General features: G+C 32.7%; 15 protein-coding genes. 12 read left to right on the top strand and 3 right to left on the bottom strand.

The window, feature by feature from the left end; genetic code table 11:
* Positions 1 to 8: 8 nt before the first annotated feature.
* Complete coding sequence (locus D9V42_RS03865) at positions 9 to 806, top strand: MurR/RpiR family transcriptional regulator (protein ID WP_122063219.1); 798 nt, start codon at positions 9 to 11, stop codon at positions 804 to 806.
* A gap of 176 nt (positions 807 to 982) precedes the next feature.
* Here D9V42_RS03865 and D9V42_RS03860 read toward each other — a convergent pair whose 3' ends face one another.
* Entirely contained in the window at positions 983 to 1,858 is an 876-nt protein-coding gene (locus tag D9V42_RS03860; protein WP_107555239.1) for an ROK family protein, read from the bottom strand.
* A 255-nt stretch (positions 1,859 to 2,113) separates the two neighbouring features.
* On the opposite strand from D9V42_RS03860, the gene D9V42_RS03855 reads away from it, so the two are divergent.
* From D9V42_RS03855 to D9V42_RS03820, 7 genes are all read left to right on the top strand, one after another.
* Positions 2,114 to 2,995, top strand: coding sequence for an N-acetylneuraminate lyase (locus tag D9V42_RS03855; RefSeq protein WP_122063217.1), 882 nt, complete (start codon positions 2,114 to 2,116; stop codon positions 2,993 to 2,995).
* Between the two features lie 25 nt (positions 2,996 to 3,020).
* Positions 3,021 to 4,556, top strand: a complete 1,536-nt coding sequence (locus tag D9V42_RS03850; RefSeq protein ID WP_122063215.1) for a sodium:solute symporter family protein — start codon at positions 3,021 to 3,023, stop codon at positions 4,554 to 4,556.
* A 442-nt stretch (positions 4,557 to 4,998) separates the two neighbouring features.
* On the top strand, positions 4,999 to 5,325 hold the full coding sequence (locus tag D9V42_RS03840) for a hypothetical protein (protein WP_122063294.1): 327 nt from the start codon (positions 4,999 to 5,001) through the stop codon (positions 5,323 to 5,325).
* Positions 5,326 to 5,342: 17 nt separating this feature from the next.
* On the top strand, positions 5,343 to 5,528 hold the full coding sequence (locus tag D9V42_RS03835) for a helix-turn-helix transcriptional regulator (RefSeq protein WP_122063213.1): 186 nt from the start codon (positions 5,343 to 5,345) through the stop codon (positions 5,526 to 5,528).
* A 76-nt stretch (positions 5,529 to 5,604) separates the two neighbouring features.
* On the top strand, positions 5,605 to 6,129 hold the full coding sequence (locus D9V42_RS03830) for an NAD(P)H-dependent oxidoreductase (RefSeq protein ID WP_122063211.1): 525 nt from the start codon (positions 5,605 to 5,607) through the stop codon (positions 6,127 to 6,129).
* Positions 6,130 to 6,431: 302 nt separating this feature from the next.
* Positions 6,432 to 7,244 carry a Cof-type HAD-IIB family hydrolase gene (locus tag D9V42_RS03825; RefSeq protein ID WP_122063209.1) on the top strand — a complete coding sequence of 271 codons (813 nt, stop codon included), beginning with the start codon at positions 6,432 to 6,434 and terminating at the stop codon, positions 7,242 to 7,244.
* A gap of 109 nt (positions 7,245 to 7,353) precedes the next feature.
* Positions 7,354 to 8,013 carry an NAD(P)H-dependent oxidoreductase gene (locus D9V42_RS03820; protein WP_122063207.1) on the top strand — a complete coding sequence of 220 codons (660 nt, stop codon included), beginning with the start codon at positions 7,354 to 7,356 and terminating at the stop codon, positions 8,011 to 8,013.
* A gap of 123 nt (positions 8,014 to 8,136) precedes the next feature.
* Here D9V42_RS03820 and D9V42_RS03815 read toward each other — a convergent pair whose 3' ends face one another.
* Entirely contained in the window at positions 8,137 to 8,946 is an 810-nt protein-coding gene (locus D9V42_RS03815) for a VOC family protein (RefSeq protein ID WP_122063205.1), read from the bottom strand.
* 175 nt (positions 8,947 to 9,121) lie between these two features.
* Between D9V42_RS03815 and D9V42_RS15635 the strand changes: the two genes are divergently transcribed.
* The 4 genes from D9V42_RS15635 to D9V42_RS03800 all read left to right on the top strand — a co-directional run bounded on the left by D9V42_RS15635 (position 9,122) and on the right by D9V42_RS03800 (position 13,433).
* The gene (locus tag D9V42_RS15635; protein WP_318755559.1) at positions 9,122 to 9,256 is read left to right on the top strand and encodes a hypothetical protein; all 135 of its coding nucleotides are present in this window, start codon (positions 9,122 to 9,124) and stop codon (positions 9,254 to 9,256) included.
* Positions 9,257 to 9,412: 156 nt separating this feature from the next.
* Positions 9,413 to 9,667 carry a hypothetical protein gene (locus tag D9V42_RS15630; protein ID WP_341866755.1) on the top strand — a complete coding sequence of 85 codons (255 nt, stop codon included), beginning with the start codon at positions 9,413 to 9,415 and terminating at the stop codon, positions 9,665 to 9,667.
* Between the two features lie 222 nt (positions 9,668 to 9,889).
* Positions 9,890 to 11,671: an ABC transporter ATP-binding protein gene (locus D9V42_RS03805; RefSeq protein ID WP_122063202.1), complete on the top strand. Its 1,782-nt coding sequence runs from the start codon at positions 9,890 to 9,892 to the stop codon at positions 11,669 to 11,671.
* On the top strand, positions 11,664 to 13,433 hold the full coding sequence (locus D9V42_RS03800) for an ABC transporter ATP-binding protein (RefSeq protein WP_122063200.1): 1,770 nt from the start codon (positions 11,664 to 11,666) through the stop codon (positions 13,431 to 13,433). Before D9V42_RS03805 ends, D9V42_RS03800 begins: the two co-directional genes overlap by 8 nt.
* Positions 13,434 to 13,612: 179 nt before the next feature.
* On the opposite strand, the gene D9V42_RS03795 is transcribed toward D9V42_RS03800, so the two are convergent.
* Positions 13,613 to 13,891 (bottom strand): GNAT family N-acetyltransferase, encoded by a 279-nt coding sequence (locus tag D9V42_RS03795; RefSeq protein ID WP_017723102.1) that lies wholly within the window; start codon positions 13,889 to 13,891, stop codon positions 13,613 to 13,615.
* Between the last annotated feature and the right edge of the window lie 146 nt (positions 13,892 to 14,037).

Here is a 14,037-nt window from a genome sequence, read left to right as displayed (position 1 = left end):
GAATCCTAATGAAATTTGAAAATCGTGTGCAACGCTATCGCCACTTATTTACGAAAACAGACAAACAAATCGTTGAATACATTCAAAGTAATCAATTTGATGATGCTTTTTCTACGATCAATTCATTGGCGCATGCTATAGGCACATCACCAGCCACTATTACACGCTTTAGTAATAAATTAGATTATGATAATTTCCAAGACTTGAAGTTTAATTTGCAACAAGAAATGACAGACAATGTTATAGAAAATAGTCCACTTATACAACGTATTCATAAATATCATCAAGATATTATTCAACAGACAGGCGAATTTATTTCTGATGAAAAAATTCAAAGTCTGGTAAATCAAATTATGCGTAGTCGACAAATTATTTATGCTGGACTAGGAAGTTCAGGTTTGTCTGCGACTGAATTTTATTATCGTATGATGCGTATGGGATTAAAAGGGAATGTATCAACAGATGCACATCAAATGAAAATTTTTGCATCGTTATTAACGGCCTCTGATACATTTGTAGCTATTTCAAATAGTGGGGAAACTACTGAATTGATTGCAGCAACAGAAGTTGCGCACGAACGAGGTGCATATGTTGTCGCAATTACAAATTACGAGGGTAGTGCGTTAACACAATGTGCAGATTTAGTATTAATTACGACAGATCAATCTAGAATAAATGATACAAGATTTATTAATACACAAATAGCAACGCTTTTCTTAATTGATATTGTAAGTTATTTGCTATTAGATGATGATTATATGCAAAACGTCTATCAGCATACAAAAAAAATCATATTAAATGAATAGCTTTCAACGATATAAATTTAATCAGTGTACCGTAAAGTAATGAATGGATTATTTGTAGCTTGAAAATACGTTTGTATCAATGCGTTTTCATTAAAATTATGGAGGCGAAACGATAACTTTAATTCGAAATGATATTTAGACTTGTTTCGCTTCCACAATCAAACTTAGAACAATGATTATAAAAATCTAGATATTGCGCCATATAACGAGGCGTGATTTTGGGTTTGAGTTGTTAATACAGGTGCGTGACCATAATTTGGTGGTAAAAATTCTTCGATTTTAGGGGTGATATAATTTAGTAATTGTGTACCTTGGGAAGATATACCACCACCAATCAAAATTAACCCCGGATCGTAAATAATTTGAATTTGTGCAATGCCTTCTGCGACATGTGTACTCCACCGATCGAGGATGGAGATTGCTAATGCATCTTGTTGCTCAGCTAATTTAAAAAGTTTAGGTACATCATCTGAATAAGGTAAGGCATGCGTTTTCATTAGAAACTTCAATGCTTGAGTTGAAGCGCGTTGCTCAAACGTTAATCTATCTTGAGGTTTATATAATAAATAACCGATTTCGTTGGCTCTATTGCGCTCACCATTGTATAAGCGACCCACTTTATTGTAAAAAGCCCCTCCTATACCTGTCCCCAATGTAAGGCAAAAAATATTATCTGCTTCATAATCATGTAAAGTAAGCTCTCCTAGTAGTGCCGCATTCACATCATTAAACACTTTTACTTCTGCGTTTAATGGTGAAAGTAATTTATGAAAGTTTGTACCAATAAAGTTTGGAATCGTAGGACCAGCGTATACTACAGTTCCATTCTCTTCATTGATGACACCCGCACTAGAAATTCCCACTTGCAAAGGGTGTATCATATAAGTTTCTTTAAAATGAGACACAAGTTCAAAGATTGCATCAGCAATAAATTCGTTGATGTTATTTGGTGTAGGTATTCTTTGATAATTTATAAACTTTAAATTTTCATCTAGTACAGCCGCTTTAATATCAGTACCTCCGATATCAATTGCTACTTTATAATTAGTCATAATTCATACCTCCATTCATAATACTTACATTAATATGTATCATTTTTTTATTTAAAAGTGTAGCTATAATAACTATGAAAAATATTTTCATCAATATTTAGTATGAGTGATGAATATTTTCAAAATCCTATTGATACTGTTAATGGTAGCGTTTACAATTTGAACTGTAAATAGAAAAGCTTTATATCCTTAACTTAAAGTAATAGGGCTTTTAGGGTTAATAAAAATATATGAACAAAAGATGGAGGAAAATATATGGAAGAGAATTTTAAAGGGTTATATGCAGCATTATTAGTTCCATTTGATGAACACGGTGAAGTGAAAGAAGAAGGTCTAAAGCAAATTGCTAAGAATGCGATTGAAACTGAGGGCTTAGACGGTTTATATGTGAATGGTAGTTCAGGGGAAAACTTTTTACTAAGCAAAGAGCAAAAGAAGCAAGTATTCAAAGTTGCAAAAGAAGCGGTTAATGACGACGTTCCATTGATTGCACAGGTAGGATCTTTAGATTTAAATGAAGCTATAGAATTAGGGAAATACGCTACAGAATTAGGTTATGATGCTATTTCTGCAGTGACACCATTTTATTATCCATTTACCTTCGAAGAAATCAAAGACTATTATTTTGAACTAATTGAAGCGACACAAAATAACTTGATTATTTATGCGATTCCTGACCTTACAGGTGTCAATATTTCTATTGAACAATTTGCTGAACTATTTAATCATGAAAAAATAATAGGTGTTAAGTATACTGCTCCAAACTTCTTCTTATTAGAACGTATACGTAAAGCTTTTCCAGACAAATTAATACTTTCTGGATTTGATGAAATGCTTGTACAGGCTGCGATTTCAGGTGTAGATGGCGCTATAGGCTCTACGTATAACGTAAACGGTAAACGTGCAAGACAAATATTTGAAAAAGCTCAAAGCGGCCAGCTTGATGAGGCTTACCAAATTCAACATGATACTAATGACATTATAGAAACGGTACTATCTATGGGGATATATTCTACGTTAAAAGAAATTTTAGCTACACGTGGTATAGATGGTGGTTTACCGAAACGACCATTTAAGCCGTTTAATGAGACGAATAGAAGTAAATTAGCAAAGTTAATCAAAGACTATAACTTATAAGACATCACGTTAGGGGTTGAAGTAAATGCAGCAAGTAGGGTTTGGTGCTTGGAACTGGGTAGCAGTTATTGCTTACCTTGTCGTTATGTTATTAATCGGGGCTTATTTTACGAAACGCGCGAGTCAAAATACAGATAGTTTTTTTACTGCAAGTGGTAGATTACCGTCTTGGGCAGTAGGCTTTTCTATTTATGCTACAACATTAAGTGCAATTACTTTTATGTCGACACCTGAAAAGGCATTTTTGACGGACTGGTCATATATAGCAGGTAATATAGCAATTGTCGCTATTATTCCATTACTCATTTATTTCTATGTACCATTCTTCAAAAAGTTAAAAGTGACATCGGCATATGAATATTTAGAAGCGAGATTTGGACCTAGCGTCCGTGTTATTGGGTCATTACTTTTTGTATTCTTTCATTTAGGGAGAGTAGCTATCGTTATTTATTTACCGACACTTGCAATTACAGCAGTATCGGATATGAATCCATATGTCGTTGCAAGTTTAGTAGGTATTTTATGTATACTCTATACATTCTTAGGTGGTTTTGAAGGCGTTGTATGGAGTGATTTTATCCAAGGGGTCATTCTATTAGGTGGCGCAGCAGCTATAATTATCTTAGGCGTTATGCATATTCAAGGTGGTATGGGAACAGTAGTATCTGATGCGCTTGAACATAAAAAGGTTATTAGCGTAGATAATTGGAAACTTAACACTGCAGCGGCAGCTATTCCAATTATTTTTCTAGGAAATATTTTCAATAATTTACATCAGTATACTGCGAGTCAGGATGTTGTACAACGGTACCAAGCATCTGAATCTATGAAAGAAACGAAAAAATCACTTTGGATGAATGGTGCATTAGCATTAATATCAGCACCTTTATTTTATGGTATGGGAACCATGTTATATTCTTTCTATAATCATGAAAGTGCATTACCTGAAGGATTTAATACATCTTCAATCGTGCCGTATTTTATCCTTACTGAAATGCCACCATTTATTGCAGGTCTATTAATTGCAGCGATATTTGCTGCAGCACAGTCTACAATTTCATCAAGTTTAAACTCAATATCAGCTTGTTTATCGGTAGACATCAAACATAGGTTCTTTGGAAAAGGTGAAGAAAAGGCCGAAGTAAGAACTGCGAGATGGATCATTATTATTTCAGGATTATTTGGATTTGGCATGTCTATTTATTTAATAGCTTCTGATTCAAATGATCTATGGGATTTATTCTTATTAATTACAGGGCTTGTGGGCGTGCCATTAGCAGGCGTGTTTGCTGTAGGTATCTTTACAAGAAGAACAAATACATTGGGTGTTATAGCAGGATTAATATTGGGAATTATTTTTGCTTATATCTTTAATGGTATGGGTGGTGGCAACTCACCATTCTTTGTATCTATTATTTCATTTGGTGTTGCATTTATTTGTTCATACATTATTAGTATGATTATACCTGGTGAACAAAAAGACATTAAAGGTTTAACAATTTTTGATATTAATGAAAGTACCAATTATATTGCGAAGACTCATGATAAAAAAGAAAAGTAATATAATGTCATAAAGGGTTTATTAAATAAAGAGGCTGGATAAATATGTCAGTCTCTTTATTTATTTTTAAAGATTGCCTATTTTACTTATTTAATACTTTGGTTTATAGATTTAATTGTATTGGTGATGGTATTATAGTAACAGTATTTAGTATAATTAATGAGTTATAAACTATCCCAATATAAGGAGGGGCATTTATGCCTTTAGGTTCAGTTGTAGCTATCCTTTGCGCAATTTTTGTAATATTTTTAGTACCCTATTATGAAAAAAATAAGAAAAAATAATCTTGCTGAGACCTATTGTCTCGGCTTTTAATTTGTTATAGAAAGGTAGTATATATATATAATTAAGATCATAGTAGGTGTAAAAGATGTTTGACATTTATTAGAGGCTATTTTATATGGATGATGTCAAAAACTTTTTACGTTTAGGAGATGGAATTATGAATTTTATATTTTTCATTGGCGTTTTGGTATTTTCTTGCTTTTGGACTTGGTTTACAAATAAATTTTTGCCTGCTGAAACTTTAGACAAAAATAAATCACAATCACGTTATGATGAAAGACAAAGTAAAATGTTTATAGAAATTCTGTCGAAGAGTTTTATTTGGCTCATATATTCACTATTATTTTTATTATTATTAAGGATTTTTGGTTGGTTTGAAGTTGAGGGTGCTTTAACATCAACTTATCCTGAAATTATATTTATATTAATAGGTTTATTTTTATTAGTGTTTAATTATTTTATGACCAAAAAGAAATACACATAATAATAAAGGTTGATCAAATGAAGAATAAAATAAAAATTTATAGAAATCAAAAGGGTTTATCTCAGGAAACGTTAAGTAAAAATTTAAATGTTTCAAGACAGACAATAAATGCGATTGAAAACGATAAATATGATCCTTCTTTAACCTTAGCATTTAAATTAGTTAAACAGTTTAATGTCACGGTGGACGAGTTATTTTCATAGGCATATCAGTTTCCTTTTGAACAAGGGAAGTTTAATATAAAGCTATTAAATTAGTAATGAAATGAGGAATGAACATATGTCTACATTAGTTGTAGTTGCGCACCCAGACATTAACAATTCAACTGTCAATAAAGCATGGAGAGATGAATTATCTCAACATGAGGAATTAGTAACTGTTCACGAGATTTATCCAGAATACCCACACGGTCAGATTGATATTGAAAAAGAACAAAAATTGCTCGAAGCACACGATCATATTATTTTTCAATATCCATTATATTGGTATAGCTGTCCACCCTTATTAAAACAATATTTAGATGAAGTATTTACCTATGGCTGGGCGTATGGTTCGCAAGGAAATGCTTTGGAAGGAAAGAAAATTGGATTAGCAATTTCAATCGGGGCTGTACCAGAAGCTTATACACCTGAAGGTAATGTCCAGTTTACAATAGATGAATTAATTAGTCCTATGATTGCGACAACGCGTTTCGTAAAAGCAAATTATGTAGGTGCACATAAATTATATAGCGCATTTACGATTACACCGAGTCAATTAGCAGAAAATACCGAGTCATATTTATCATTTATTAAACAAATATAAAATGAGTGAGCATGTGGCATAAGAGATGTCACATGCTCAAATTTTAGGTTAACAATAGTTGAATTTATGACTGTTCAAAGCATAATGCGTAAATAAGAATTATAAGAAGATAATTTGTTTGAATGATATTTATTTAATTGAGTTTAATGCAGTGTAGAAATACAACACAATATGGGGTGGTTCATTAACGCTAAATTATGTTAGTCATCGATATGAAGTGCATAGGTTTACTTTGAAACAATGAGCATTGTCGATATAATGAAAGGGCGTACATATAAATTGGAAGATTTGAGGGGACAATTATGATAAAAGCAATCGCAGTTGATATGGATGGTACATTTTTAAATTCAAACAAGACATATGATGAACATAGATTTGATAAGATATTTCAGCAACTTAAAGCCCAAAATATTAAATTTATAGCAGCAAGTGGCAATCAATATGCAAAATTAAAATCGATATTTGGTGAACGTGACATGTTCTTTGTAGCTGAAAATGGTGCTGTCATTTATGAAGGGGATACTTTATACGACTATCAAGCATTTGATAGAGATTTTTACCAAGAAATTATTAACTACTTAAATGTTGAACGTGAAATTAATAATTTAATTGTTTGTGGTCTAAACAGTGCTTATATTTTAAAAGATAATACAGATACATTTAAAAAAGACGCTCACTTCTATTATCGCGAACTAGAAGAGATAGATAGTTTTCAAGATTTACCAGAAGATGAATATGTAAAAATCGCGCTTAATATTAACAGAGCATCTCATCCTACATTAGATGAAGATTTAAGTACAAAATTCAGTGAAAATTTAAAGTTAGTATCTAGCGGCCGTGATAGTATTGATTTAATTATCCCAGGAATGACTAAAGGTAGTGCTTTAGAGAGACTTTTAAAACACTGGCATATAGATGCAGAAGATTTGATGGCTTTTGGTGATGCTAATAATGATTTAGACATGTTGCAATTAGCCAAACATAGCTACGTCATGGCAAATAGTGAAGATGAAACATTATTTGAAATTGCTAATAATGTGGCACCGTCTCATGATGAACAAGGCGTATTAACAACTATTGAGAACCAAGTACTACAGCCGCTTAATTATTCTTAAATAAAGTTTTCATAACTTGGTACGAAATTTATAAACATATCGTTTTAATAAGATATGGAATTTGACTATACTTAAAAGTACTTAAATTGAAAGGTAGGGTACAAAAGTTATGGATCAAATGCAACAAACGCTGCTAAATGCTTTTAATTTTAGACATGCAACAAAACGTTTTGATGCTAATAAAAAAATCTCAGATAGTGATTTTAATACGATATTAGAAACGGGTAGATTGTCTCCAAGTTCATTAGGATTGGAGCCGTGGAAATTTGTAGTAGTTCAAAACCGCGAAATAAGAGATGAACTTAAAGAAATTAGTTGGGGAGCACAAGGCCAATTAGATACGGCAAGTCATTTTGTTTTGATTTTGGCACGTAAAAATGTGACTTCACAATCACCATATGTGCAACATATGATACGAAATATTAAACAATATAGTGAAGAGAGTATTCCTGCTACAGAACAAAAATTTGATAATTTCCAAACTAGTTTTCATATAAATGATACGCCACAGTCATTACTAGATTGGGCGAGAAAGCAAACTTATATTGCCCTTGGTAATATGATGACGAGTGCGGCATTATTGAATATAGATTCATGTCCTATTGAAGGATTTGATTTAGATGCTGTCACAGCGTACTTATCAGAGAAGGGTATTGTTGATTCTGAAAACTTTGCACCCTCTGTTATGGTAGCTTTTGGATACAGAGAAACTGAGCCTAAAGCTAAAGTACGTCAACTACAAACTGATGTCGTTGAATGGTTAGAATAATTAAATAAATAAGGAGTAGAATAGTAATTTTGAAATTGAATTACTGTCCTACTCCTTATTTGTTTTGAGGGGAACTTTATCTCAAATTATAGAGTCATGGTCATTATCTATTAGCAAAGTACTTTAAATTTTATCGGCTACAAAGTTTTCGTTGTTGTGTATGATAATTTCAAAACCCTCTGGTCCTTCAAATTGTTCTCTATCTGCATTTGGTTTGTAAATCGATACTTTTGATAAACCAAGACTGCTATCATTGCCTTGGCGTACGATATTGGATTGCCATGTGTTAATCGCGATGTGATGATGGTAATGATTCGTAGACATGAAAAGTGCTTGTGGAAAATCAGCGATATGCTCAAGTCCAAGTTTATTTAAATAGAAATCTTGTGATTCCTCTAAATTGGCCGCTTTCAAATGTAAGTGACCAATTTTCGCATTGTCGGGCATGCCTTGCCAACCAGTTTGACTACGTTGTGCTACTAAGTCATCGACATCTACTGCAAGTGTATCCATCTTGACTTTATTATCATCCCATAGCCAATGCTCTTTAGGTCGATCAGCATAAATCTCAATGCCATTACCTTCAGGATCATCGAAATACAACGCTTCACTAACAAGATGGTCTCCACCACCAATTTGTACGCCTAGACTTGCAGCATGATATAAAAAATTACCTAAATCTTGTCTATTGGGCAATAATAAGGCAATATGGAATAACCCAGATTCTCTCATAGAGGGACGTCTACCATCTTTGACTTCTTGTAAAGTTAAGCTATGTCCATTATTTCCTATATTGAAAGTAACACCTGTATTAGACTCTGACTTTATAGATATTCCTAAAATTTGTGTATAGAAAGTTGTCATTTTTGCTAAATCAGCAACATTTAAAGTGATATGAGTGACTTGTATGGATTGTTTATCGTGAAAAGACATTGTCAAACTCCTTATTGCTTACTGTATTTTTAAGGATTACAAACATCATTTTAGTATAAAAAGTATACCTAGTCAATTGAATGAACTTATAATGATAATACTTTTTAATTAATATATATGGTGTGAAATGGGGTATAACGTTATGACAGAAAATACATAGATAGGACTGTTAAACATGACACATTATTATTTCAAAGAAAACTTTTTTAATGCATCAAAGTCTACAATCGCTATATATGATGATAATGAGGAAGTAGCTTTTGAATTACAATTATTTTATACCTCTATGGGGCAAGAAGCGATGGCATGATTTGGTAACAGTAAACAAAATTTTGAAATCACAGATGGCCATGATACTTTTCGGATTTTACAAGAAAAAACACTTGGTGGAGCGATTAAAACACCGTTTAAAACAGTTTGGCAAGTAGAAAAGAATGGTCAGAAAATCGGAATCTTCCGCTCTAAGATGGGGTTTAAGCCTTCTATGCAGTTTGAGGGTGATAAAGGGGATATATTAAAATTCCATTCAGGATTCATTTCAAGAAGTGTTAAAGTATCTGATGGCAATAACGAGTTGATGCAAACTAAATCAGAGCGGTTCAAGTTAGCTTTGAGACATGATTTATATGTTGAAACTAAAACATATAATCCGGCGATGCTTATTATGATGTTTCAAGTTTTTTATGAATTTCAAGAACAACAAAGAAGAAAGTCAAATTAGCTTAAATGAAATCGTATTTAATATAAACTTACACACCTTCAACTTGATCTAATGAATAGAAGATGGAAACCTGAAATCTATGTAAAGGCTTAGATTTTAGGTTTCTATTTTTTTTTTGAAATTCAAGTTGTATCAGTGTGTAAAATATCTATTCTATTTACATATATCTACATGTGGTAAGATATGAGAACATAGAATAAAAACATCATTGGGGGTGACGGGATGAAAGTATTTTGGAAATTGGGATGGTTTTTTAAACAGCAAAAACTAAGTTATATTATTGGTTTAGGGACATTATTGTTAATTGCATTAATTGAAATTGTACCACCACAGATTATCGGGCGTACGATAGATCAAATGACGACAAATCAATTAACATCTAAGTTATTAATGGTTTATTTAGCTATATTGATTATAGTTGCCATATTAACTTATGTACTTAGATATGTATGGAGGTTATCTATATTTGGAACGAGTCAAAAACTGGGGCAAATATTAAGGACATATCTTTTTAAAAAATACACGGATATGAGTGCTATATTCTTCCAAAATAGGCGTACAGGAGATTTAATGGCCCATGCTACAAATGATATCCGTGCTGTACAAAATGCAGCAGGCGCTGGAATCCTAATGATTGCAGATTCATTGATAACAGGGGGCACTGTAATTATAACGATGGCTACAACAGTAAGTTGGAAACTCACTTTGATTGCCATGATACCATTACCATTTATGGTGTTATTAACTAGTTTTTATGGAGCACTTTTAAGTAAAGGTTTTAAAAAAGCGCAAGCGGCATTTAGTAAATTGAATGACAAAACGCAAGAAAGTGTTGCAGGGATTAAAGTTACTAAAACATTTGGCTACGAATCCAGTGATCAAGCGGACTTTAAAGATTTAAGTGATGATGTGGTTGATAAAAACCTTAAAGTATCTAAAATAGACGCATTATTTGATCCAACAATTACGTTAGTCATTGGTATGAGTTACTTTTTGTCTATCACGTTTGGGGCACAAATGGTCTTTCATAATGAGATAACCTTAGGACAACTCATCACGTTTACAACGTATCTAGGGATGTTAGTATGGCCGTTATTGGCATTAGGGCTATTTTTTAACATTGTACAAAGAGCCAAAGCCTCTTATGAACGTATAGAAGAAATCGGAAACTTACCTAATGGCATCGATACGCATTATAAAATTGATGACAGTCCTCAAGGTGATATTCAATTTAATATGGAATATTTTAATTTCCCGGGCAATGATAATCAAGGATTGTATGATATTTATTTTACAATTAAACAAGGCGACACCGTTGGTATTGTTGGTCGTACAGGTTCGGGTAAGAGTACATTAATAAAGCTATTGTTAAGAGAGTTCGATACGCAACATGCTCAAGATATAACGTATGGCGCTTATCCGTTGCGTGACTATAAAGTTGAATTATTAAGAGGTCAATTTGGCTATGTGCCGCAAGAACATTTCTTGTTTTCTACTACGATTCGAAATAATATCGCGTTTAGTAATGAGGCTATAGAGGATGAGCAAATATATGAAGTAAGTCGATTAAGCCATATCCATGATGATATTATGAATTTTACTAATGGCTACCAAACAGTTGTAGGTGAACGGGGTGTATCATTATCAGGTGGGCAGAAGCAACGGGTTTCGATAGCGAGAGCTTTATTATTGAATCCTGAGGTATTGATTTTAGATGATTCATTATCTGCGGTAGATGCACAGACTGAAGAGGTAATATTAGGAAACTTAGAACATTTGAGAAAGCATAAAACTAATATTATAACAGCGCATCGTATGAGTGCCGTGAAACATGCTGACCTTATTATTGTTATGGATGAAGGGGAAATAATTGAACGTGGTCATCATGAATCATTAATGCAACAACGAGGATGGTATTATGAAACATATCAAGCACAAGCGTTACAAGCCAAGTTGTCGCGCAACTTAGACAATCTTACGAAAGGGGATGGTGAAGATGACTGACTATGAACACGCTAACTTAACGGCTAAAGACCAAGGAAGTGTGCTGATAAGGTTATTTAAATACACATTGCCCTATAAGTGGATTATTGTTTTAGCATTCTTAACATTGATTATAGCAACTGTTGCTAGCATGATGACCCCCTATATGGTGAAAATATTTATTGATGATTATTTAACGCCACAAGACTTTCCGAGAAGTGCTATGATTTGGCTCATTGTGATTTTCTTAAGTGTGCAAATAATTGGTGCGTTAACACTTTATTTTAGCCAATATCTCTTTCAATATTTAGCATTTAAAGTGATCCAACAATTGAGGATTGATGCTTTTAATAAACTAGGGAAATTAGGTATGAAGTATTTTGATGAAGTACCGAGTGGTAGTATTGTATCACGACTGACAAATGATACGGAAACCATTGTGGACATGATCGTGGGAGTGTTCTCAACTTTTATTATGGCATTATTTTTGATGATATCTAGTTATGTCATGATGTTTGTATTAGACGTTAAATTAGCTTTGATAGCGCTTGTCTTTTTACCGATTATTTTTGTTATTTTGTCTACTTATCGTAAGTATTCAGCGTATTTATTTTCAAAATCAAGGCAGCGTTTATCAGATTTGAATTCAAAACTAGCTGAGTCAATTGAAGGTATGAAAATGATACAAGCCTTTAATCAAGAAAGACGATTAAACAAAGAGTTCAACCAGATTAATGATGAACATTACCATTATATGTTGAAAACTGTGAAATTAGATAGCTTATTGTTAAGGCCGGCTATTAGTTCTATCTCAATCTTTGCTATTGTAATGATTCTTGCTTATTTCGGTATAATAAGTTTTACTACTGGCGTGACAGCGGGTGTAGTTTTTGCATTTATTCAATACATGGAACGTTTTTTTGAACCGATTAATCAAGTTAGTCAAAACTTAAATATTTTACAGCAAGCGCTTGTATCGGCGAGTAGAGTTTTTGCGCTAATCGATGACGATACTTATGAGCCGCAGCAAAATGAAATTGCATCAAATCACATAAATTCTGGGAAAATAGAGTTTGAAAATATTAGTTTTAGTTATGATGGCAAGACTGATGTACTAAAAGATATTAATTTTACTGCAAATCCTGGAGAAATGATAGCACTTGTTGGTCACACTGGATCTGGTAAAAGTTCAATCATCAATTTGTTTATGAGGTTTTATGAATATCAACGTGGGGATATTAAGATAGATGGACATTCTCTCAAGACAATACCTAAATCAGAATTAAAAGAAAAGATAGGTTTAGTGTTACAGGATGCATTTATCTTTTATGGCACTATAGCGTCTAATATAAAATTATATCATCCTACAATGACCTATGAACAAGTGAAGGCAGCGGCAGAATTTGTTCATGCTAATCGTTTTATCGAGCAATTACCTGAACAATATCAGCACAAAGTAATTGAAAAGGGGAGTGCGTTTTCAAGTGGTCAAAGGCAGTTAATTGCATTTGCTAGAACAATTGCTACGGACCCTAAAATTTTGATTTTAGATGAAGCAACCGCCAATATTGATTCTGAGACTGAAGAACAGATACAACAATCATTAAATGAAATGCGTAAAGGTCGTACAACGTTAGCGATAGCTCATCGATTATCTACAATTCAAGATGCAGATCAGATTTTTGTTTTGAATCGAGGAGAAATAGTCGAACGTGGTACGCATGAACAATTAATTACACAAAAAGGCATATATCATAATATGTATTTACTTCAAAATGGTTAAGGTTTTGTTCTAAAGAGAGTAGTGTGTTTATCATTAATTTAATTTATATTTAACATTATGAAAAAGGTGAAACTAAGTCGTTAATTTCTGCTTAGTTTCACCTTTCGTTTGTATACAAATGAACTAAACGCATGTCTAACTAATCAAATATTAATGCTGTTTGATTGGCATTTTTAGCTTTATCCAGCGTATACATCTTGGTATTCATCGTTTTTTTCAATCACGTTTTTAGCAAATGGGCAAGTAGCAACAACTTTTAAGTTGTTTTCGCGAGCATAATCAACTACGGATTTTACTAATTGAGAACCGATACCTTGGCCACCTAGTTCTTTAGGAACGCCAGTGTGGTCAATATTGATTTGATTATCTCCTTGAGGCTGGAAAGTGATTTGTGCTTGTGGATTGTTTTCGTCGTCACCGATATAAAACTTGTTTGAACCTTGTTTAATTTCAGCCATACTATCTCTCCTATTTATAAGTCATATATATTAAATATCACATTTGAATGATTGTTAAACAAAACAAGTAGTGAATAAAGAAATAATATTAGTAGATTAAGTAAAAACCATTGAAATATCATAAAAATAAGTTTATAGTTTTAACG

The organism is Staphylococcus pseudoxylosus (genome assembly GCF_003697915.1).
Lineage (GTDB): Bacteria > Bacillota > Bacilli > Staphylococcales > Staphylococcaceae > Staphylococcus > Staphylococcus pseudoxylosus.
Note: the sequence above shows the minus strand (reverse complement) of the source record. Positions and strands in the feature narration are given on the sequence as shown.

Coding starts and splice junctions, on each gene's coding strand:
- D9V42_RS03805 (WP_122063202.1), top strand. CDS start 9,890: ATGAAAGTATTTTGGAAATTGGGATGGTTTTTTAAACAGCAAAAACTA.
- D9V42_RS03860 (WP_107555239.1), bottom strand. CDS start 1,858: ATGACTAATTATAAAGTAGCAATTGATATCGGAGGTACTGATATTAAA.
- D9V42_RS03835 (WP_122063213.1), top strand. CDS start 5,343: ATGAAGAATAAAATAAAAATTTATAGAAATCAAAAGGGTTTATCTCAG.
- D9V42_RS03840 (WP_122063294.1), top strand. CDS start 4,999: ATGAATTTTATATTTTTCATTGGCGTTTTGGTATTTTCTTGCTTTTGG.
- D9V42_RS03865 (WP_122063219.1), top strand. CDS start 9: ATGAAATTTGAAAATCGTGTGCAACGCTATCGCCACTTATTTACGAAA.
- D9V42_RS03800 (WP_122063200.1), top strand. CDS start 11,664: ATGACTGACTATGAACACGCTAACTTAACGGCTAAAGACCAAGGAAGT.
- D9V42_RS15630 (WP_341866755.1), top strand. CDS start 9,413: ATGGGGTTTAAGCCTTCTATGCAGTTTGAGGGTGATAAAGGGGATATA.
- D9V42_RS03830 (WP_122063211.1), top strand. CDS start 5,605: ATGTCTACATTAGTTGTAGTTGCGCACCCAGACATTAACAATTCAACT.
- D9V42_RS03850 (WP_122063215.1), top strand. CDS start 3,021: ATGCAGCAAGTAGGGTTTGGTGCTTGGAACTGGGTAGCAGTTATTGCT.
- D9V42_RS03795 (WP_017723102.1), bottom strand. CDS start 13,891: ATGGCTGAAATTAAACAAGGTTCAAACAAGTTTTATATCGGTGACGAC.
- D9V42_RS15635 (WP_318755559.1), top strand. CDS start 9,122: ATGACACATTATTATTTCAAAGAAAACTTTTTTAATGCATCAAAGTCT.
- D9V42_RS03825 (WP_122063209.1), top strand. CDS start 6,432: ATGATAAAAGCAATCGCAGTTGATATGGATGGTACATTTTTAAATTCA.
- D9V42_RS03815 (WP_122063205.1), bottom strand. CDS start 8,946: ATGTCTTTTCACGATAAACAATCCATACAAGTCACTCATATCACTTTA.
- D9V42_RS03820 (WP_122063207.1), top strand. CDS start 7,354: ATGGATCAAATGCAACAAACGCTGCTAAATGCTTTTAATTTTAGACAT.
- D9V42_RS03855 (WP_122063217.1), top strand. CDS start 2,114: ATGGAAGAGAATTTTAAAGGGTTATATGCAGCATTATTAGTTCCATTT.